Annotated in this window: 15 protein-coding genes; 6 read left to right on the forward strand and 9 right to left on the reverse strand. The window is 70.8% G+C overall.

Annotated elements, in window-relative coordinates; translation table 11 throughout:
• Positions 1–33: 33 nt before the first annotated feature.
• Complete coding sequence (locus ABGB18_RS47215) at positions 34–876, forward strand: SAM-dependent methyltransferase (protein ID WP_347702266.1); 843 nt, start codon at positions 34–36, stop codon at positions 874–876.
• 65 nt (positions 877–941) lie between these two features.
• Here the strand turns inward: ABGB18_RS47215 and ABGB18_RS47220 are convergent, their stop codons facing one another.
• The 7 genes from ABGB18_RS47220 to ABGB18_RS47250 form a co-directional block, all read right to left on the reverse strand.
• Positions 942–1,241, reverse strand: coding sequence for a hypothetical protein (locus ABGB18_RS47220; protein WP_347702267.1), 300 nt, complete (start codon positions 1,239–1,241; stop codon positions 942–944).
• A 113-nt stretch (positions 1,242–1,354) separates the two neighbouring features.
• Complete coding sequence (locus ABGB18_RS47225) at positions 1,355–2,167, reverse strand: GNAT family N-acetyltransferase (protein ID WP_347702268.1); 813 nt, start codon at positions 2,165–2,167, stop codon at positions 1,355–1,357.
• Positions 2,168–2,270: 103 nt separating this feature from the next.
• A complete protein-coding gene (locus ABGB18_RS47230; RefSeq protein ID WP_347702269.1) occupies positions 2,271–2,432 on the reverse strand; it encodes a hypothetical protein in 162 nt (53 codons plus the stop codon).
• Between the two features lie 167 nt (positions 2,433–2,599).
• On the reverse strand, positions 2,600–2,755 hold the full coding sequence (locus tag ABGB18_RS47235; protein WP_347702270.1) for a hypothetical protein: 156 nt from the start codon (positions 2,753–2,755) through the stop codon (positions 2,600–2,602).
• 23 nt (positions 2,756–2,778) lie between these two features.
• Complete coding sequence (locus tag ABGB18_RS47240) at positions 2,779–3,657, reverse strand: HupE/UreJ family protein (RefSeq protein WP_347702271.1); 879 nt, start codon at positions 3,655–3,657, stop codon at positions 2,779–2,781.
• Positions 3,658–3,728: 71 nt separating this feature from the next.
• Positions 3,729–7,628, reverse strand: a complete 3,900-nt coding sequence (locus tag ABGB18_RS47245; RefSeq protein WP_347702272.1) for a metallophosphoesterase — start codon at positions 7,626–7,628, stop codon at positions 3,729–3,731.
• A 422-nt stretch (positions 7,629–8,050) separates the two neighbouring features.
• A complete protein-coding gene (locus ABGB18_RS47250) occupies positions 8,051–10,090 on the reverse strand; it encodes a cellulose binding domain-containing protein (protein ID WP_347702273.1) in 2,040 nt (679 codons plus the stop codon).
• A gap of 277 nt (positions 10,091–10,367) precedes the next feature.
• Between ABGB18_RS47250 and ABGB18_RS47255 the strand changes: the two genes are divergently transcribed.
• The gene (locus ABGB18_RS47255; RefSeq protein ID WP_347702274.1) at positions 10,368–11,792 is read left to right on the forward strand and encodes a S28 family serine protease; all 1,425 of its coding nucleotides are present in this window, start codon (positions 10,368–10,370) and stop codon (positions 11,790–11,792) included.
• A gap of 411 nt (positions 11,793–12,203) precedes the next feature.
• The gene (locus ABGB18_RS47260; RefSeq protein ID WP_347702275.1) at positions 12,204–14,006 is read left to right on the forward strand and encodes a SpoIIE family protein phosphatase; all 1,803 of its coding nucleotides are present in this window, start codon (positions 12,204–12,206) and stop codon (positions 14,004–14,006) included.
• Between the two features lie 20 nt (positions 14,007–14,026).
• Here ABGB18_RS47260 and ABGB18_RS47265 read toward each other — a convergent pair whose 3' ends face one another.
• Positions 14,027–14,839 (reverse strand): SAM-dependent methyltransferase, encoded by an 813-nt coding sequence (locus tag ABGB18_RS47265; protein ID WP_347702276.1) that lies wholly within the window; start codon positions 14,837–14,839, stop codon positions 14,027–14,029.
• Between the two features lie 394 nt (positions 14,840–15,233).
• Between ABGB18_RS47265 and ABGB18_RS47270 the strand changes: the two genes are divergently transcribed.
• Complete coding sequence (locus tag ABGB18_RS47270) at positions 15,234–16,655, forward strand: HAMP domain-containing sensor histidine kinase (protein ID WP_347702277.1); 1,422 nt, start codon at positions 15,234–15,236, stop codon at positions 16,653–16,655.
• A gap of 226 nt (positions 16,656–16,881) precedes the next feature.
• Positions 16,882–18,861, forward strand: coding sequence for a protein kinase (locus ABGB18_RS47275; RefSeq protein WP_347702278.1), 1,980 nt, complete (start codon positions 16,882–16,884; stop codon positions 18,859–18,861).
• A gap of 546 nt (positions 18,862–19,407) precedes the next feature.
• Here the strand turns inward: ABGB18_RS47275 and ABGB18_RS47280 are convergent.
• Positions 19,408–19,992 carry a helix-turn-helix domain-containing protein gene (locus ABGB18_RS47280; RefSeq protein ID WP_347702279.1) on the reverse strand — a complete coding sequence of 195 codons (585 nt, stop codon included), beginning with the start codon at positions 19,990–19,992 and terminating at the stop codon, positions 19,408–19,410.
• A gap of 119 nt (positions 19,993–20,111) precedes the next feature.
• Between ABGB18_RS47280 and ABGB18_RS47285 the strand changes: the two genes are divergently transcribed.
• Positions 20,112–21,017: an NmrA/HSCARG family protein gene (locus tag ABGB18_RS47285; protein WP_347702280.1), complete on the forward strand. Its 906-nt coding sequence runs from the start codon at positions 20,112–20,114 to the stop codon at positions 21,015–21,017.
• Positions 21,018–21,190 lie beyond the last annotated feature (173 nt).

Genomic DNA, 21,190 nt, shown 5'->3' on the forward strand with positions numbered 1-21,190 from the left:
AGAGGTGAGCGGCGAGGGAAAGGGGCAACGCTCATGCACCAGCGGGCTGTCCGAAACCTGGCCAAGCTCGACACGACCGAGGCCAGGATCACGCGGATATTCGACGCCGCGGCGGGCGGGAAGAACAACTTCCTCGCCGACAAGGACATGGTGCGGCATTTCGATCAAGTCTCCCCCGCCCTCACGACCGCGGCCCGCGCGGTGCTGCAATTCCTGACCCGGGTGATACGCCACCTGGCCGCCGCCGAGGACGTGGAGCAGTTCATGATCGTGGGCAGTGGCATCCCCAGCGGCCTTTCATCCGGAAATCGGTTACACGACGTTGCCCGGCACGCCTCGGCGAGCCCCGCGCTGCGGGTGGCGTACGTGGAGAACAACCCGATGGTGGTGACCATGGCGCAGGCCACCATCGAGCCCTTCACCGACCTGGTACGGGTGGTAGACGGCGACATACGCGATATCGACGGGATGCTCCGCGACCCGGTCGTCCAGACGTTCCTCGACTGGACCGAGCCCGTGGCCGTGCTGCTGCTGTCGACGCACAGTCTCGGCGACGACGGGTACGCCCACCACGTCATCGAGCGGCTGCGGCACACCGCGCCGGAGGGCAGCTTCCTGGGCCTGCTGCACACCACGTTCGACGGCATCCCCCCGGAGCTGCTGCCCGCCATCCACGACATGCTCGCCATGACGCTGCCCCACCTCGCGATCCGCTCCCGGGAGGAGGTCGAGAACCTGCTGGCGGGACTCGACCTGCTGGAACCCGGGCTGGTGTGGGTCCCGCAGTGGCGGCCCACCGAACGCGACCTCGACCTCGCCTGCGGCGACGAGCCCAGCGCCTCCGGCAACTACGGCGCCGTCGCCCGCATCCCCTGACCGCCCCGCCCAACCCAGCAAGCTGGGCGGGGTGACCTGCGACGGCATGTGAGCGGGCTTCCGGTTCAGCTGCGCGGCAGTAACAACGCGGCGGCGCACATGACGCCCGCAGCGGCGAAGAGCGACCTGCGGGCGTCGGCCCAGGTCGCCACCAGACCTCCCAAGACGATGAACAGCGGCTGGGTGGTGACCGCAGTCAGCGCCGCCAGCAGCGCGACCTCGAAGGCCGAGGCCCTCACCACGATGACGGCGATGATGGGAAGCGCCACCATGCCCACGGCCGACCCGAGCTGACTGATGGTCGAACCGGTCCAAAGCCGCCAGAAGTCCGTACGTTCTTGGTGGTTTTCGTGCGGGGCGCTCATTCCACCTCATCTTGCCGCAGGCATCCAACCCGAAGATCCACGGACAAGGACCGGATTCGCCGTTGACCGCGAGGAGGCGGGGCCCGCTTCGCTCGATCATGCCGGCGATGATGTCAACGCGACCGCCCCTCGGCGACCTCCTGTGGCGGTGACCATACGTACGGCGTGGTCGTGGTCACGGGGTGGAAGCCCAGCCGCCGCAGGATCGGGGCGCTGTCGTCGGAGGCGTCCACCTGGAGGAACCTGACGCCGCGGGCGACGGCGAGCCGGGCGCGGGCGGCGACCAGCGCGCGGTAGAGGCCCCGGCCGCGCCAGGCGGGCAGCGTGGAGCCGCCCCACAGACCGGCGAACTCGGTCCCCTCGCGGAACACCAGCCAGGCCGCGGAGACCACCTCACCACCGGCTTCGGCCACCAGGACCGCTATCTCGTCCGGGGCCGCCGCGACGCGGGCGATCAGGTCGTCGCCGAGCCAGCCCCAGTCCTGCTCCCAGACCGTCGATTCCATGACGGCGATGCGGCGCATGTCGGCGTCTTCGGTCACCTGGCGCAGGGTGACTCCGTCCGGCAGGGCCGGTGCCGCGGTCATGTCCTCGGCCAGGCCGATGAGGACCGTCTCCCGCTCCTCCGGGGTGAAGCCCGCGGCACGCAACCGGTCGGTGAGGTCGGCCGGCAGGTCGTGCCCGCGGGTCTTCCACTCGACCGCCTCGCCGCGGCCGGCGAAGTAGTCACGCTGGCGGGCGATCAGCCGGTCGAGCTCGGCGCCGCGTACGCCGACGTCGCGCGGGGCGCTGACGAAGCCGCGGAACTGGCCGACGATCCGCAGCAGCGGTCCGTCCTGCTCGTGGGTGACGCCAGTGGGCGGGTTGGGGGGTGCGCCTCGCATCTGCTCGTCATAGGCCGCGAGCAGGTTGTCGATGTCTGTCACGGACAAGACAGTACGAGGCGGTGGCAACTGCTTTTCCCGGCCGTACGGGACCAGGTGGCGATCAGCCGGGCAGTCCTGGCGACGGCCCCGTGTCGCCAGGGAGCTACACCAGCGCGTGTGCCGGGCTCCAGAGGCCGTCGATCAACCGCTCGGTGAGCGCCCACGACTCGGCCTGGACCACCGAGTGCCGGTCGGCCGGCAGCAGCCGTGCCATGCCGGCCGCCTCGTCGACGTGCGGCACGGGGTCGGCTTCGAAGTCGATCACAGGTCGATGACCATCCCGTCGTGCGCCACCTCGACGCCCAGCCCCGCGCGCCGCGGCAGCCGGGACACGCGCAGTTCCACTGCGGCAGGCCGCCGCCCGCGGCCGTGCCCAGGACCTGCAGGCGCATCATGTCGGCGGCCTCATGCCGACGGCCATCGACGGCTCGGCTAGCGGTCGGCCAGGAAGTACGCCGACATCTCCATGGACGCCTCGACCACCTGGTAGGCGGGCTTGTGCCAGATCAGCTCCGCTCCGCGCGCACGCCCGTGCCCGGCACGGCGGCGCGTGGGACGTTCGCCCTCGCGGCCCTTCCGCTCGCTCATGGCCGTCTCCTCTCGGTTACGCCTCATGTGCGGATATGGCCGAAAACTTGTCCTGCTTCCTCCTGGCGGCCGAGGAGGTTGGCGACCGCCACGACGATGATCGACGCCGCGATGACCGGCTCGACGATCTCTCCCGGGATGTCCACGACCCCCATCGCGGCCAGCAGGAACGTGATGCTGTGAGCGACGGTGAAGGCGGTGGCCGTGACGACGACGGCACGCGGCGAGCGCGCGCCGATGAGCAGGGCGAGCAGGAAGAAGATGTGGTCGATGCCGAACAACAGGTGCTCGACGCCGAGCAAAAAGAACTCCCAGATCTGGCTCGTGGCCTGGCGCTCGCCGACGCGCAGCGTGGGGCTCTGGGCGACCAGGACGGCCGAGCCCTTGCCGCCGTCGAGGTCGTACCGGACGAGGGTCTCGGTGCTGTGTACGAAGGTCTCGGCGTCGGGGAAGAGCGCGCTGGAGATCGCGTGGGTGCCGCCGGGCTCGCCCGGGCAGGCGTAGGCGTAGGTCAGCAGCGCGAAGGTGGCCTTGCCGCGCGGGTGCACGTCCGCGTCGCCGGTCATCGTGGGGGTGCACGGCCGCTCGTCGTAGGCCACGGCGAAGCGGCGCGTGACGTAGTCGGTCACGGCGGCACGGTTGATCCTGAGCTGGCGGAGCTGTTCGGTCCGCCCCTTCGCCTCGTAGGCCGCCGCGTAGAGCCAGGCCGATTTCATGAGCAGGTCGTACTCGAGGTCGAGCACCACCTTGAGGTCCTTGCCCGGACCGGTCACCTCGGCGTGGGCCTTCGTGGTCGCGTCGTGCGCCGCCGCCGGAGCGGGGTGCGGCAGGCCGGCCAGCACGGCGCCGAGGACGGCGGCCAGGACCACGACGGCGGACGACCAGCGCCACCTGCGCAGCATGTCTCGTCTCTCCAGATTCGGGGGGAAGCCGCCCCGGACCGGGTCCGGGGCGGCTGTATCGGTTGTGCCGGTTATCGGCGGTTGAACCAGCGGTGCATGGGCGAGTCCGGGCCCCACTTGCCGGGACGCCCGTGCTCGTCCTTCGTGACGAACACGCTCGGCTCGGAGGCGGTCACACCGCCACCGGCGGAACGTGCCGTGACGAACCAGGCGTAGGCCGTGTCGTCCTTGAGGCGGTCCCACTTCACCGAGGCGACCTGGCCCGAGGCGACCGTGCTCCGCCCGATGATCCGGGTCGGCTTGTAGAGCGCCAGCGAGTCGGTCTGGAAGGTGGTCGTACGGGAGGTGAGATCGACCGGCAGCACCATGTTGTCCTCAAGCCCGTTGTAGCGGCGCAACGGGTCGAACTCGGTGGCGCCGAAGTCATTGAGCAGCGGGGAGTAGGTGTCCACGCTCAGCTCGGCCCGCTTGACGTCGAACTGCAGCATCCGGAAGAAGCTCGCGCCGAACTGCAGTTGGTCCTCCGGGTTGTAGCCGCCGATCTCGGTGAGCCCGAGCCGGTCGGCCGAGACCGTGTAGAACTGGTAGTCCGCCAGCAGTTCGACGACTCCCTTGCCGATCTGGCCGACCTTCGGCTTCACGTTGGTGCCCACGCCGTGCTCGTGCCCGGCGAGGATGAGGAAGACGTTCGGGTTCTGCTCGACCACCGTCTTGTACAGCATCGAGCCGTCGGGCGCCGAGAAGCCGGTGCCGCGCCCGTCGGGGTTGGTGCTCGGCACGAGATAGTCGTGGGAGAGCAGGATGCCGTTGCGGTTGGGGTACTTCTTGAAGACCGAGCCGGCCCACTCGGCCTCGTCCCGCGTCACCCCGTACGACAGGCCGACCACGACGAAGTCCAGCCCGCCGGCGGAGAACAGGTCGTAGTGGTTCTGGTTGTCGCCCTGCTTCCACGGGCCGCCGTACCTGGCGTGCTTCCAGCCCTGTGAGGCGTTCTGGTAGCGGTCGGGGCCGTAGTACCTGTTGTAGATCGCCTCCGGCCCGTCCTCGGTGCCCGACTGGTTGTCGTGGTTGCCGGCGATCACACCGTTCGGGATGTCTGCCTCGTCCAGCACCCGCTGCTGCTTCGACGACACCTCGAACTCGCCGGCGATCTGCTGCTGGGTGGCCTCGTCGGCGGGCTTGCGGATGTTGTTCTCGATGATGTCGCCGGTGTGGGCGACGTACGAGATCTTGCGCTCGTCCTTGTTCGCCTTGATCCAGTCGACGATGCTCGAATAGGCCTTCTCCCACACCGCGCGCTCCTCGGCGGTCTCCTGCTCCACCGCGCCCTCGGAGAGGTACTGCGTGTCGGTGAAGTGGACGATCGAGAAGTCGTAGTCGGACGGGTCGTCGAAGCCGTTCGGGTCGCCGGGGTCGATGTCGTCGGCGAACGGGTCCTCACCCGTCACCATGACATGGATCCGCTGCCGGTCGACGTATTTCGCGTCCACGACGGACGTGAGGGTCGTTTCGCCCGTGGCGGCGCCGCGGGCGCTCGTCAGCAGGTCCCACGCGTCGGTCTTGGTGTTCCAGACCCGCAGCGAGGCCAGCCGCTCGGGGTCGATGGCACCCTCCCAGCGCAGCACCGGGGCGTCCACCTGGCCCTTCACCTCGACGTCGAAGCGCTGGTAGGTGACGTCCTGGCCGGCGGGCGCGTCGAGCGTCTCGCCGTCGGCGGGCTCAAGCCCGCGGGACTTGGCCCGCCGCTCGCCCGGGACCCGCAGGGTGGCCGGTACGGACTTCGCCGTGCCCTGGTACACCTCGTCCGGAGTGAGGATCTCGGCCTGGGAGAACGTCGCCGTCACCTTGCCGCCGTCGGGCTCGGCCACCCTGGCCGAGAGCCTGGCGGGGTCCGACACGTCCACGGCCCCCAGCGCCGGGGACAGCTCGGCGGGCGCGTCCGGGATGCCCGCGGACTCGAACACGATCTCGCGGGTCGCGGTGTTGCCGAGCCCGTCGGCGCCGGTCACGGCCAGGGTGTGCGGGCCGGCCTTCAGTCCGGGGCCCACCTGGGTGCCCAGCTCGATGGGCCGGCCGTCGAGCTTGACGTCCGGCCCGGACACCACGCCGGAGGCGTCCTCCAGCCTGACGTCCAGCACGACCGACGCGGTGATCTTCCGGTTCTCCGCCGGGACGCTCCTGACGACCGCAGGGGCCGAGTTGTCGGTGATGAGGACGCGCGTGGCGACCTCGCCGGTGGCCGACTTGGCCTCGATGGTGTGCTTGCCGTCCTTGATGGCGGTGGTGTCGAGGTCCGCGCGCAGGCCGCGGGCCGGGGCGTCCACCAGGAACTCCAGGTCGATCTCGGTCAGCGGGTTGACGTTGTCGCCGCAGTTGCCGTCGCCCATGGCGTACGAGCTCTTGAGCATCTGCCCGGCCGCCGTGCCCCGCACCGGGGTGAGGGCGATGTTGGAGATCGTGAAGTCGTCCCGGTTGCCGCCGCACGACGTGGGGAAGGTGCCGGCCACGAAGTCGATCGTGTTCCAGCCGGGCACCAGGAACTCGTTCGGGATGGTGAGGTCGACGCGGCGGCTCACGAAGTCGCCGTCGAGCACCACCTTCTGGCCGTTGACGAGCACGTGGTTCTGGTAGCGCGCCTCGATCGAGTTGGTGGCCACGTTGAAGCTGAGGGTGGCCTCGCCCGTGCCGAGCGTCTCGATGACGGGCACCGGCTCGGCGTCGATCGTGTAGCGCAGCTCGACCTCGCGCAGGGCGGTCTGGTTGCTGCCGCAGGTGCCGTCGCCCAGCTCGTACGACGGCTTGATGTCCTGGCCGGTGACCGTGGCGCCGTCGAGGGTGAGGGCGAGGTTCGCGATCGAGAAGTCGTCGCGGTCGTTGCCGCAGGACTCCTTGTAGTCGCCGGTGACCATCTTGATCGTGTTCTCGCCGGGGACCAGGTAGCGGGCCGGGACGGCGACGGTCGCGCGCCGGCTCGCCCAGGAGCCGCCGAGGTCGATGCGCTTGCCGTTGACCAGCAGGAAGTCGTTGTTCTTGTCGTCGAGCGGGTCCGCGCCCACGTCGAAACCGAACATCGCGGCACCGTTGCCGAGCGTGGGCTTCGTGGCCGGCTTGTCACCGTCGACGGTGAGGGAGGCGACGCCGCCCTCGCCGGCGGCCGGGACCGTGGCGAAGACCGGCTTGGTGCCCGCCACGAGCGTGCCGTCCGTGGGCTGCAGCCGGGGCGCCCCGGCCGGGGCGTTGTTCACGGTCACGGTGTGCTTGGTGGTCTGCCCGGCGGCGGTCGTGGCGGTGATGGCGTGCTCGCCGTTCTCCAGCGTCGTCGTGTCCACCTCCGCGCTGAGGCCGGTGGTGCCCCGCGGGTCGGACTGCACGAAGAACCTGAGTGTGGCGCGGGTCAGCAGCGTGGTGTTCGTGCCGCAGCTTCCGTCGCCGAAGGACAGCGTGTAGGGGTTGTCCTCGCCGTCGGCGACCTCGCCGAGCAGTTCGAGGCCCACGTCGGAGAAGACGAAGTCGTCGTAGTTGACGCCGCACGAGGACTGGATCGTGCCGACGACGACCTCGACGGTGTTCTCGCCCTTGACGAGGTGCTCGTTCGGGATGTCGATCGTCGCCCGCTCGTTGACGTGGTCGCCGATGTCGCTGCGGTACGCGCCGTTGACGAGGATGTAGCTGTGGTACTGCGCCTCCGTCGAGTTCGAGCCGACGTCGAAGCGGAGCTTGGATACGCCCAGCGTGCGGGTGGCATTCAGCGCGGTGCCGTCGATGTCGAGCTTGGCGAGGCTGTCACCGGCCGCGGTCGGGGTGGCGGCGACCTTGGCGGTGCCCTCCAGGTAGGAGCCGTCGGCCGGGGTGAGCGCCGGAGGGGCCGGGGTGGCCGGGGAGCCGGTCGGCGTCGGCCTGGGGCGGCCGCGGTCCTGCTCGCCGGGCGCCGGGTCGGCGTACGCGGCCGTCACGAGGGTGGTCGCGAGCACCACCGCGATCGCCGCGGCCGTGCTGAGCCTCCCCCGTTTCCTTAAGCCACCCAGTAAGTTGCGTGCTGCGGTCGGCTGCATCGGGATGCAGTCCCTTCTATCGCGTTCTGAAGCCGAAGACCTTGATCAGGCGGCTTGCTCTCGGGCGGACACATTGGAGCGCGCGAGTGAACGTTGTGTGTGGGGGAGCTGAAGGGAAGAGAAACGATCACTTCATTCTGGGCAATTGTCACAAAACGGGACTGACCGGCTGCGGATCCCGGTGAGATGTCCGAACGGTACGCGTGCGCGACGGCGAACTACTGGTCTACCGCGCCGACACGCTCGCCCCCGGCGATCAACGGCCGGGGGCGAGCGGTAGGCGGCCGGGCGGGCGGCGGGTGGTCGGCCGGTGGGTGGTCGGGCGGTTTCGGGGGGTCCGGTCAGAGGGTCGTGCAGACGGTTCCGTTGAGGGTGAAGACGGTGGGGAGGACGTTCGGGCCGCTGTAGTTGCCGACGAAGCCGATCGTGGTCGTCGCACCGGTGGGCAGCGAGGCGTTGCCGGTCTCGTTGACCACCTTGACGTCCTGCCCGTTCTGGGTCCAGGTGCCGCTCCAGCCGCTGCCGAGGCTCTGCCACGTCCTGGGCCAGGCGAAGTTCAGGGTCCAGCCGTTGATCGCGGCGCCGTTGTTGGTGATGTCGATGCCGCCGACGTACCCGTTGCCCCAGTCGTTCTGGTCGGTCAGCCGTACCGTGCAGGCGCTGGCGGCGGGCGTGCCGGTGGTGAAGGTCAGCGGCGGGGAGGCCCAGGAGAGGGAGCCGCCGCTGTCCCGGGCGATCACGTTGACCGTGTAGCGCGTGCCAGGCTGGAGGTTGCGGGCCGTGAACCTGGTGCCGGTGGTCTCGCCGAGCTGCTCGGTGACGGCCCCGAGCTGGCGGTGGACCTCGTACTTCACGATCGGGCGGGAGCCGGCGGAGGCGGCGGGCCAGGAGATCGCGGCGGTCGTGTCCGTCACGTCGGCCGCGCTCGGCTGACCCGGCGTGCCCGGGCGACCGGGCTGGGCGGTGGCGGGGCGGGCGACGATCGTGGTCATCGAGAGCGGCGGCAGCGTCTGGCTGATCGCGCTGCCCGTGGCCGAACCGGCGATGCTCGTGGCCCCGTTGGTGTGGGTGCGCACGGCGACCGTCCCGGCGGCCGGGTGGAAGCCCTCGTAATCGATGCTGACGGGGTGGGCCGTGCCGGACGAGGTGTTGATCAGCAGGACGGCCACGTCGCCGTCGGCCCGGCGGACGGCGTGCGCGACGACGTCGGCCTGCCCGGTGGCGGCACGGATGAACCGGTCACCCGGGCGGGCGAACAGGCTCATCATCTGGAGCGCGTAATACGGCGCGAACGGGGTGTTGAGCGCCGGCTCGCAGACGCTGCCGTCGGAGGTGCACGTGGCGCTCGACAGCAGGCCGAAGTCGCCGTAATCGGTCTGCCCCTCGACCTGCGTGACGCTGCCGATGCCGTTGTGCACGTTCCACCAGTTGACCGCGAACACCCCGTTCGCCAGCAGCGTCGCGTAGGCGTCGGCGGCGGCCAGCGCGCCCGGCTGGGTGGTCGTGCCGGCGCTGCTGGACCCGGTGTTGAACTCGGTCATCGCGATGCCGATCCGTTCGGACCCGGCCCCGGCGTACTTCGCGATCTGCTCGCGGGTGAGCTGGATCATGTCGGGTACGTGGCCCGTCCGGTCGAGGGCGCCGGGGTACCAGTGCACGACGACGAAGTCGATCTTGTGGCCGGCCGCCGACAGGACCACCTTGTTCCACGTCCCGTCGTCGCCGGTCCCGACGAGGCCGTCGGGCCAGTTGGCCGACGTGGTCAGCACCGCGCCGATCTTGATCTTGGGGTCGGCCGCCTTCATCGCGTCGGCGTAGGCGACGACGTGGCGGGCGTACTCGGCCGGGCTCTTGTCGGCGTGGTCGTCCGCCTCCCAGGCGGTGCCGTAGTGTCCGTTGCCGTAGTTCTCGTTGCCGATCTCCCAGTACTTGACGCCGTAGCGCTTGGTGACGTTGGCGTACCGCACCCAGGCCGCGGCCTCCTCGGCGGTGCCGGTGCCGTAGTTGGCGGTCACCATCGCCTGCGCCCCGGTACGCCGCACGCCCGCCATGAAGGTGTCGAAGCCGGTGTTGGGGGCCACGTAGCCGCCGGGGGCGGTGTGGTCGGCCCAGTGGTAGATGTCGGAGTAGGAGCCGCCGGGATAGCGCAGCAGCTTGACCCCCGCGGCCTTCAGGCGGTCGGCGGTCTCGTCCGTACCGAGATTGGTGTCCCAGATCGCATGGTTGGTGGCGATGCCGGTCTCGGGGACGGCGGCGAGCGCGGCCCGCGCGTTGACGGTCACCGCGACCGGCGTGACGTCGTCGGCCCGGGCCGTGGGGGCGTTCAGGGTGGTCAGCGCCAGCAGGAGGACAGTGGCGGTTCGTAACAGCGTTCGCGGCATCGGCGTACCTCGCCCTGGATAGCGGAATTCACTCGACACCCCCGCCTGACCAGGAGGCACAGTGATCATGAAGGGTGGTGGCACGCCCGTCAACCGGCGCTGAAACTTTCACGCCGGGCCGCGGCTCAACACCAGCGCCATGTACGACGGCATCGCCGTCGCGGGCGGGGCCGCGGGATGGCGCCGTCGGGTGGCGGTTCGGCGATGTGGCCGCTGTTCGAGCGGGGATGATCGGTATACCGTCGGGCGGTACGCCCCCTCCAAGGAGACGCCCATCGTGCGATCCCGACTCCTGGCCGCCCTGGCGGCCTCGATGGCCGTCGCGACGGCCCTCACCCTACACGCTGTCCCCGCCCAGGCCGGATCGGCCGCCGGCACCGCCCCCGTGGCGGCGCAGGACGACGTGCTGGACCGGCTCAAGGCCATCCCCGGGCTCACCGTCGTGTCGGAGACCCAGCCGACCGGCTACCGGTTCTTCGTCCTGTCCTACGCGCAGCCGATCGACCACAGGCACCCGCGCAAGGGGACCTTCCAGCAGCGGTTCACCCTGCTGCACCGCTCGGCCGAGGCCCCCGTCGTGCTCTACACCGGCGGGTACGGCCTGCCGGTGAACCCGACGGCCTCGCGTACCGAGCCGACCCAGTTGCTCGACGGCAACCAGGTCTCCGTCGAGCACCGCTTCTTCCGCTCCTCGCGCCCCTCCCCCGCCGGCTGGGACGACCTGACCATCTGGCAGGAGGCGACCGACGAACACCGGATCGTCCAGGCGCTCAAGACGATCTACTCGGGCAAGTGGATCCAGACGGGTGCCAGCAAGGGCGGCATGACGTCCGTCTACCACCGGCGCTTCTACCCGGCCGACGTGGACGGCGTGGTCGCCTACGTCGCCCCCAACGACCCGGTGAACCACGCTGACCGCCAGTACGACGACTTCTTCGCCGGCGTCGGCCCCGAGGGCTGCCGCGGCGCGGTGGAGAACGTGCAGCGCGAGGCGCTCAAGCGGCGCGACCGGATGGTGGCGCTCCTGGAGGCGGACGCCCAGCGCAACGGCTACACCTTCACCAGGACGCTCGGCAGCGCCGACCGGTCGTTCGAGATGACGATCCTGGACACGGCGTGGGCCTTCTGGCAGTACTCCTCCGAGGCGGACTGCCCGTCCGTGCCGCCGTCCACCGCCACGGACGAGGAGCTGTACGCCTGGATCGACAACGTCGTCTTCTTCGGCTTCTACACCGACCAGGGCCTGGACTACTACCTCCCGTACTACTACCAGGCCGCCACCCAGCTCGGCTGGCCCGAGCTCCGGTTCAGGCACCTGCGCGGGCTGACCCGCCACCGCGAGCTCTACCAGCCCAACTCGGTGCTCCCGGCTGAGCTCCGCTCCCGGCACGATCCGCGGCCGATGCTCGATGTGGACCACTGGGTGCGCACCAGGTCGGAGCGGATGATGTTCGTCTACGGCCAGAACGACCCGTGGAGCGCCGAACGCTTCACGCCGAGCCGGCGTGACTCCGCCCTGTACGTCGCGCCGGGCGCCAACCACGGCGCCAACATCGCCCGTCTGTCCGAGGCGGACCGCGTCGCGGCCACGGACACCCTGCGACGCTGGGCGGCGTCGTCACCGGCGCTGCGCCTCCCGCGGGCGGCACCACTCCCGGCCGACGACATGCTCCCCAACCGCCGCACCGCGCCCACGCCCTGACACCCACCCCACTTCCATCGCCGCACCCCTGGCAATGGACCGGCTGGAGCCCTGACCACTCACCGGGGCTCCGGCCGGGACGACACCTTCGTGCCCACCCGGTCACACGCGCGCGGGCCGAGGAGGTCCGGGGTCGAGATGGGCGGCGTCCGGGCCGGAAAACTGTACAATCAGGCATATAACCCCACAAAACGGGTCACGCCATCTCGAAGTTGACGTGCTCCGATCATGGCGCCAATCGGGCAGGAAGGCCACGACACGGCCATCCTGCCCGCGGCGCACCTCCCCCCACCAAGCGAACATGCGGCACAAGGGAGGAAGGATGTCGTGGAGCAAGCAGAGCCCGGGCGGGAAACGGGCGGGGGGCGGGCGGCCCGCCGCGACCATGCGGAAACGCGGGGTCGTCCCCGCATGATCGAATCGCCAGGTCTCATCCACGCGCTCGCCACTCCCGATCGCCTCAAGGCCCTCGACCGGATCGCCTCGATCGACGCGCTGGCCAGGGAGACGCTCGACCGGTCGGCCCGGCTGGCGGCCCGGCTGCTCGACGCCTCCGTGGTGCTGGTCACCATCGTCGAGACCGACCGGCAGCGGGTCATCCAGCACGTGGGCTCGCGCCACCCCCGGACGGCCGAGCGCACCCTGCCCCTGAGCTGGGGGTTCTCCCCGATCGTGGTGACCAGGTACCAGCCCCTGGTCATCGGAGACGTCCGCTCCCACGCCGCCTACGCCTCCAACCCCGCCGTCGCGCCGACCCGGATGCGGGCCTTCGCCGGCGTACCGCTGGTGCTGGACGGGCAGGCCGTCGGGGCGCTGTGCGCCGTGCACACCCGGCCGCACCGCTGGACCACCGACCAGCTCCGCACCCTCGGGGAGCTGGCCACCGCCGCCATGTCGGAGATCCGCCTGCAGCTCGAGTTCTCGGTGTCCAGCCGGGTGAACGCGCAGGCGCAGGCCACCCGGCGGCGCTCGCGGCAGCTACAGGGCCTGGCCCAGGCCAGCATCGAGATCAACTCGGCCGGCTCGCTCGCCGAGGCCCTGAGCACGGTCACGGAGAAGGCCCGCATGCTGATCGGCGCCCACCAGTCGACGTCGAGCCTGACCCGCGACCGGTCCTGGGCGCAGACGGTCAATGCCACCTCGCTGTCGGACAAGTACACCGCCTGGCGCGGCTTCGAGGCCACCCCCACCGGGCAGGGCATCTACGCCCAGGTGTGCAGCGGCAACCAGCCGATGCGGATGAGCCAGGACGAGCTCGAGGCGCAGCCGGGGTGGCGCGGCTTCGGTGACCACGCGGCCCAGCACCCGCCGATGCGCGGCTGGCTGGCCGTGCCGCTGATCGCCTCCGGCGGCGGCAACCTGGGGCTGATCCAGCTCTCCGACAAGATGGACGGCGGCGACTTCACCATCGACGACGAGGCGATCCTCACCCAGCTCGCCGAGCTGGCCGTCTCCTGCATCGAGAAGACCGCCGCGCTGGACAAGCAGCGCGAGATCGCCCGTACGCTCCAGCAGAGCCTGCTGCCGCCGCACCTTCCGGACATCCCGGGCGTGGAGCTGGCCGCCCGCTATCATTCCGCCGACGACGACACTCAGGTGGGCGGGGACTTCTATGACGTGTTCCAGTCGCGCGACGGCCGCTGGGGGATCATCCTCGGTGACGTCTGCGGCAAGGACACCGAGGCGGCCACCCTCACCGCGCTCGTCCGGCACACCGCCCGCGCGGCCGCGATGATCGACCCGGATCCCGCCCACGTCGCCACCGTGCTCAACGACGCCGTCCGGACGCACGGCACCGAACGCTTCTGCACCCTGGTATACCTCACGCTGTGCCCCGAGGACGACGGGCAGCACCTCGACATGGTGGTGTGCGGGCACCCGCTGCCGTTCCAGGTGGACGGGCGCGGAGCTGTACGTGAGGTCGGCGAGCCCGGGCCGCTGATCGGCGTGCTCCCCCGGCTCTCCGTACGGACCAGCCGCTTCACCCTGTCGCCAGGGGAAACGCTGATGCTCTTCACCGACGGCATCACCGAGGCCCGCCGGCACGGCCCGCTGTTCGGCGAGGCCATGCTGCCCGCCCTGCTGGAACGCACGGCGGGCACGCCGCTGCCCGAACTCGCCGACACCGTCAGCCAGGCGGCGCTGGACTATCAGGGCGGGCGGCTGAACGACGACATCGCGACCCTGTTCGTCCGCGCGACACCCGCGACCTGACGCCTCGGAGAACGCCGGGCTCAGGGGACGCGGCCGACGCCGCAGAGGATGTCGGCGCCGCCCGGGCCGGCGAGCGACGGGTCGAGGCTCTCGGCGTGCCACCGGGTCGTCGACACCAGGCCCGGCTCCATCATCTCCAGGCCCTCGAAGAACCCCGCCAGTTGCTCGCGCGTACGCGGGGTCAGGTTGCCCGCGCTGGTTTTGCTGTAGACCTCACGCCCCTCGCCCACCACGTCGCCCTGGAGCTCACCCACGGTCACGTGAGAGATGATCAGGTAGCTGCCGGAGGGCAGGACCTCGCGAACTTCCCGGACGATGCCCTCGACCACGTCGTCGTCGGGGATGAAGTGCAGCACGGCCAGCATCAGCACCGCCAGGGGCTGCTCGAAGTCGAGGTGGCCGGTGATCTCCGGATGCCGGAGGAAGTCCTTCGGCTCGCGCATGTCGGCTTCCACCACGATGGTGTCGGCGTTCTCCGCCAGCAGGGCCCGGGCATGCACCAGCACGATCGGGTCGTTGTCGACATAGACCACCCGGGAGCCGGGAGAGACACGGGCCGCCACCTGGTGGACGTTCTCCTGGGTGGGCAGGCCGGTGCCGAGGTCGAGGAACTGACGGATCCCGCTCTCGGCGACGGCGTGCACGGCGTGACCCAGGAACACCCGGTTGGCCTGGGCGATCTCCTTGGCGTTGGGCGAGAGCTTCATGATGTGCGCGGCGGCCGCCCGGTCGGCGGCGAAGTTGTCCTTGCCGCCCAGCAGGTAGTCGTACATCCGGGCCACACTCGGCACGGTCGGGTCCACCCCGGCGGGCGCCCGCTCCTGCTCGGTCATCACTGCTCCTTGTCCATCCGACCACTTGGGATCTCCATGGATCATTGCATCCGCAATGAATCAGCGGAAGGCAGGGGCCCGACAGCGCGCGATCAGTGCGGCTCGATGGCTCGGTGAATCCGACGTTGCCGGCCCGCGTACTGACCGAACCCACCCGCCAGGAGGCGACGCCGTGGCGAAGGCCCCCTGACCCGCGCCACCCCGGCTGACCGCGGCGACCGCGCCGCCGCGGTCGCCCGGCTCCTCCCTCTCGATTTGGAAATGCGCCCTGACCAGCGGGTATGGTCGAAGACGTCATGGGCGGGCAGCGCCCATGAGCGTCCGCTCCCGTCCGGACGTCCAGCAAACCAAGGCCGCACGAGAGCCCCCAGGCCCGCACCGATGGGGTCGGAGGATGAAAGCGTCAAGCTCGATCACCGCCCGCATCACGCTCTTCACCGGCGTGGTGGCGGCCCTGATGTCCACGTTGCTGGCGATCATACTGATGATCGCCATTCACCGTTTCGCCACCGGCGCGCTGACCGAGGAGGTCCGGGCGGCGGGCGGTCGCGTCGCCATCCAGGTCGAGCAGCAGCTCGAACTCGACTACCCGCTCGCGCACCGCGAGGCCCGCAACGTACAGGTCGTCGACAGCCATGGGCGGGTCGTCACCTCCACCCCCGATCTGCGCGGCCGGCCGCCCATGGCGAAGATGGACCCGGACCGCCAGAACAGCAGGGCCGCGATCGTGTGCGGCGGGGTCTTCGGGCGCGGCAACTGCGACATCGTGGTGGCGCAGTCGGCCCACCGGCCGGACGGGGACTGGACCGTCTACGCCTCCTCACCCGCGGTCCCCGTGTGGGTCGAGCCCTGGCTGGCCACCCTGGTGGCCGGCTCCGCGATCATGCTCGCCGTGGCCATCACCTACCTCGGCAACCGCATCGTCACCGCGTCGCTCCGGCCGGTGAACGCCATCCGCAGGCAGCTCGACGAGATCAACGCCTCCTGCCCCGGCCGCCAGGTGCCCGTTCCCCGCAGTGAGGACGAGGTCCACGAGCTGGCCGACAGCATCAACCACACGCTGGCCCGCCTGGAAACCGCGATGGAGCGGCAGCGCCGGTTCGCCTTCGACGCCTCCCACGACCTGAGAAGCCCCATCGCCGCCATGCGCGCGGAGGTGGAGGACGCCCTGATGGCACCCGGGGAGACCAGCGTGCCCACCCTCGGCACCACGGTCCTGGCCAGCCTGGACCGCCTGGGGTCGATCGTCTCCGACCTGCTGACCATCGCCCGGCTGGACGCGGGCCCGCCGACCACCCGCGTGCCGGTCGACCTGGCCGAACTGGTGGACGAGGAGTGCCGGATGCGCCACCAGACGACCAAGTGCATCATCTGCCGCCTCGAACCCGGCGTGGTGGTGATGAGCGACCGGCTGCGCCTGGGCCGGCTGCTCACCAACCTGCTCGACAACGCCGACCGGCACGCCGAGCGCACGATCACGGTCAACCTGCGGCACACCGCCGGCGACGACCCCCGCGGCCCGGACGGCGTCGCGGAGCTGCAGGTGATCGACGACGGGCCGGGCATCGAGCCGGACAAGCGCGAGCTGGTGTTCCAGCGGTTCGCCCGGCTGGACGCCGCCCGCAACAAGGACGCCGGGGGCACCGGGCTGGGCCTGCCGATCGCCCGGCAGATCGCCGAGGCCGACGGGGGCACCCTGCGGATCGAGGACAGCGACCGCGGCGCCTGCTTCACCGTGCGCCTTCCCTGCCAGCGCCGGCCTCCGGCACCCACGCACCCGGCCGGACCGGCGGCCACGGACAGCACGGCTGACTGACCCCACCGTCCCGGCACGTTCCCCGCCATCACGTTTTCACCCCGGTCCGCCATGACGGGCTGCCGGGACCGGTCCCGGCAGCCCGTGGCTAGCCTGCCGGGGCGATGACCTGACGGGGCCAAGGGGGCCGCTTCACAACCTCGGAACACGTCCTTGACGGGATCCTCCGATGGAAAACCAGTCAGTAGGTTCCGTAGATCCGCTCCCGGAGGCCAGAATTTCACCCATGACCCCTTACGCACCGCTTACGTCGAGTGACCCCAAACGGTTAGGAGACCTGGAGCTGCTCGGCAGGCTGGGCGCGGGCGGGCAAGGCGTCGTCTATCTGGCCACGGATTCCGCGGGCACGCGCGTCGCCGTCAAGTGGCTGCGGCAGGACCAGGCGAACGACGCCGTCAACGTCGGGCGTTTCCTGCGCGAGGCGGAGGTCGCCAGAAGCGTCGCGCCGTTCTGCACGGCCGCGGTGCTCGGCACGGGCGTCGAGCAGGACCGGCCCTACATCGTGAGCGAGTTCGTCGAGGGTCTGTCCCTGCAGCAGACGGTGAGGCGGGACGGCCCGCGGGCCGGCGCGGCGCTGGACCGGCTGGCCATCGGCACCGCCACCGCGCTGGCCGCGATCCACCAGGCCGAGATCGTGCACCGGGACTTCAAGCCGGCCAACGTCATCCTCGGCGCGGACGGGCCACGGGTGATCGACTTCGGCATCGCCCGCGCGCTCTCCGCCACCTCCACCTTCAGCAACACGCCGGTCGGCACGCCCGCGTACATGTCTCCCGAGCAGATCAACGGGGCGGCGGTCGGGCCTGCGTCCGACATGTTCTCCTGGGCCGGCACGATGGTCTTCGCCTCCTGCGGGCAGGCGCCGTTCGGCGACGGCCCGCTGCAGCCGCTGATCAACCGGGTGTTCACCGCCGAGCCCGATCTCGGGCGGCTCGACGGGCCGCTGCGTGACGTGGTGCGGAGGTGTCTGGCCAAGGATCCGGCCGAGCGGCCGACGGCCGAGCAGGCGATCCGGATGCTGCTGGGATTCCCGGTGCCCGACTCCAACCTGCTCGTACGGGGGGCCGAGCAGGCCACGCCGAGCGGGCGGCAGACCCTGGAACGGAAGCGGAGCAGGCGGCCGCTCGCCGTCGGCCTCGCGACCGGCGCCGCCCTGGTGCTGGCGCTGGCCGTGACCGTGCCCATGATGCTGCGGGACGATCCGGTCGCCACCGGAGCCACGGTGAAGCCCGCCACCGCCGCCCCGGAGCAGACGGCCCCGGCCGCCCAACCCACGACGGCCCCGGCCACGCTGACCAAGAAGACGCTGCCCGGCGGGCCGATCACGCTCTACGAGCGGCCGGCCGACCGGGTCACGCTGACGGCGTACGAGGTCTACGACAAGAAGCTCAAGGACGACATCGACTACGCCAGGCAGTCGCTGCACGGCTCCTTCGAGCGCTACCCGGAGAACTGGGAGTCCCTCGTCTCCCCCGACGGCCGCCATCTCGCCGGACGGGCCCAGGAGTACACCTCGGACGACTATGACTCCGTCCTGTTCACCGACCGGCAGGCGGGCTCCACGTTCCGGGTCAAGACGGTGAAGAAGCCGCTGATCTCCACCATCCGCGCCTGGTCGAAGAACAGCTCCAAGCTGCTGCTCAACATCGACCAGAAGGCCAAGGGCGAGGACGGCAAGGACGAGTGGCTCTCCATGGGCTTCGTCGTCGTGGACGTGGCCCAGGCCAAGGCCAGCGTGGTCAACGTGGCCGACGAGTCGGTCCGGGGCTCCGACTTCGCCTGGGACGCCAAGGACACCGGCGTGGTCATCGGCTACGGCGAGGAGGCCGGGCTGCGCTTCTTCGACCTGTCCGGCAAGCCCACCCACGAGGTGGCGGGGGTCGGGCCGCTCTCGTCCGGCACCACGGACCTGTTCTCCCCCTCGGGCAGGATGTTCGTGACCGACTGCCCGAAGGACGACGACGGCGGCACCTGCCTCTGGGACACCGCCAGCGGCAAGAGGGTCCGCCAGTTCACCTCCGACTGCGACAAGGTGCTCGGCTGGTACGACGAGTCACACCTCTACTGCTGGGAATACGACAACAACGTCGCCTCCAACGAGGTCAGGGTCGTGGCGTTCGACGGGAAGCTGACGAACAAGCTGCTCGAGGTCTCGAACAAGCTGGACTTCACCCCGTACTTCACGGTCAGCCCCGCCACCGGCTGACCTCCTACACGCCCGCGCCCTCCATCCGGATGCGGCTGAGCAGGATATACGCGCTGCGATCCGGGTGCCGATGCCGCCCGAGCAGCATGTTTCCTCCCCGTTGGCTGCTCTCCCAAATCCAGACGCTAGCACGCATATATACATAAACCCGGACATAAGCATCGATTTCAAAGAGACTTGACCCCAGGCGCCGCAGGGAAAAACCCGCTGCGCTTTACCTGATCCACCGGCAAATGGCGGGCCAAGGTAACGTCATGGCCACAGGTGCCTCCCGCCGCAATCCGCGCCGGCCCGGTCCTCGAATGCGCGGCAGACACTTGTGGAGGTGCTCCATGGCCAGACGTTTCGCTTTGCCGCTCACGGCGGCCGCCTCGGTGCCGGCCACCGGCCCCGCCCAGGCCGCGACAGCCATCGAGTACGGGCTGATCGCCGCCGCCGTGTGCCCCTGAATCCACACGGCGGCCGCCCCCGCTCACCCCGCCCCCGCTCACCCCGCCCACGGTGACCGCGGCCGCCGGCCCCGGCTCGCCCCGCCGAGCGCGAGGATCACCCGCCGGCTGGCGGGCGCATCCCTTCGAGGCCGAACGACAGCAGGCGTTCGGCCTGCTCCGGCGAGGTCTGCTCGCCTGCCCACGCGGCCGCGTTGATCAGGGCGTACACGTCCTCGGCCGTGACGTCGCCGCGCACGACAGCGGCCGCCCGCGCGCGGTCCAGGATGCGTTGCCCGCCGGCGAGCACCGCCTGGCAGGCGGCGTGCAGTCGCGAGGTCTCGTCCTGGATGCTGCGCATCAGGGAGGTGGCCAGCCCCCGATAGGCGGTGGCATGCGCCATCGCCGCCCGCGCCCAGCCGGTCAGCGCCTCGTCCGCGGACGGGTGATCGAGGAGGTCGCGGGCCGTCTCGGACAGCGCCTGCATGCGATCGCGCAGCAGCTCCTCCAGGAGCGCCTGCCGGGTGGGGAAGTGACTGTAGAGCGTGCCGTTCGCCACTCCGGCCTGCCGGGCGATCTCCTCCAGCGAGGCTTCGACGCCGTGCTCGGCGAAGGCCGTCTTCGCCGCGGCGAGCAGGCGTTCGTAGTTGCGGCGCGCGTCCGCGCGCATCTTGCGCTGCGGCGCCGGGCCGGTGGTCGGCATGGAGGCTCCCGGGGTTGCTAAGTTGAGACTGTCTCAATATATTTCTTGAGACAGTCTCAGCTTACTTGGCGGCGCGCGCCCATAGCGGCGCCATGCCCGCTTTGCCAGAAGGGCTTCTCATGAACGACAAGACCGTCCTCGTGATCGGCGCGACCGGACGCCAGGGCGGCGCGGCCGCCGCCCACCTGCTGGCCGCCGGCCTGCCGGTACGCGCCCTCGTCCGCGACCCGGAGGCGCCGGCCGCCAAGGCGCTGCGAGCGCGGGGCGCCGAGCTGCGCGTCGGCAACCTCGACGATCCCGGTTCGCTGGCCCGGGCCGCCGCGGGCGCGTACGGCGTCTTCGGCGTCACACCCGACGATGAGGACCCCGAACGCGAGGTCCGCCGCGGCCACGACCTCGCCGAAGCGGCCATGGCGGCGGGCGTGGCCCACTTCGTGTTCGCCTCGGTCGGCGGCGCCGAGCGCGGCACCGGGATCTCCTACTGGGAGAGCAAGTGGCGGATCGAGCAGCACATACGAGCGCTGGGCCTGCCCGCGACCATCCTGCGGCCGGTGCGGTTCATGGAGAACCACGCCATTCCAGGGCTGCCCGTCGGCGGCATCGTCGACGACGAGCTACGGCACCTGTTCGACCCGGAGACGCCCGTGCAGCTCATCGCCGTCACCGACATCGGCGCCTTCGCCCGTCTCGCCCTCACCCGGCCGGCCGACTACCTCGGTGAGGCGATCGAGCTCGCCGGCGACGAGCTGACCCCCAGCCACACGGTGCGGCTCATCAGCGACAGCCTGGGCCGCGAGATCACCTACCGGCAGGTCCCCGGCGACGGCTTGGGGCTGAGCCGGGACGCGGAGCGCGCACTCGCTGGCGAGCGCGGCGTGTGGCAGGCCGACATCGCGGGGCTGCGCGAACGCCATCCCGGCCTGCTGGACTTCCGGACCTGGCTCCGGCACGGCGGGACCGAGCAGATCCGCGCCCTGCCGGCCGGGACACGCCGGCCCTCCGCGAGCGAGCCTTCCCGGGCGTGAACGCCGGGGTCAGCCGGCGGGCCGGCTCGGCCACGCCGTGCCGGGCGAAGAGGTCGCGGGCGACCCGGCGGAGCGTGGCCTCCTCGGCCACCGTCCTGGCGCCGTCCTCGCAGAACGCGTTGGGCGCCCCGATCCGCAGCCCCCTTGTCGCCGGCGTCCCGCTACGGAGCCTT

Source organism: Nonomuraea sp. B12E4 (assembly GCF_039871825.1).
Classification (GTDB): Bacteria; Actinomycetota; Actinomycetes; order Streptosporangiales; family Streptosporangiaceae; genus Nonomuraea.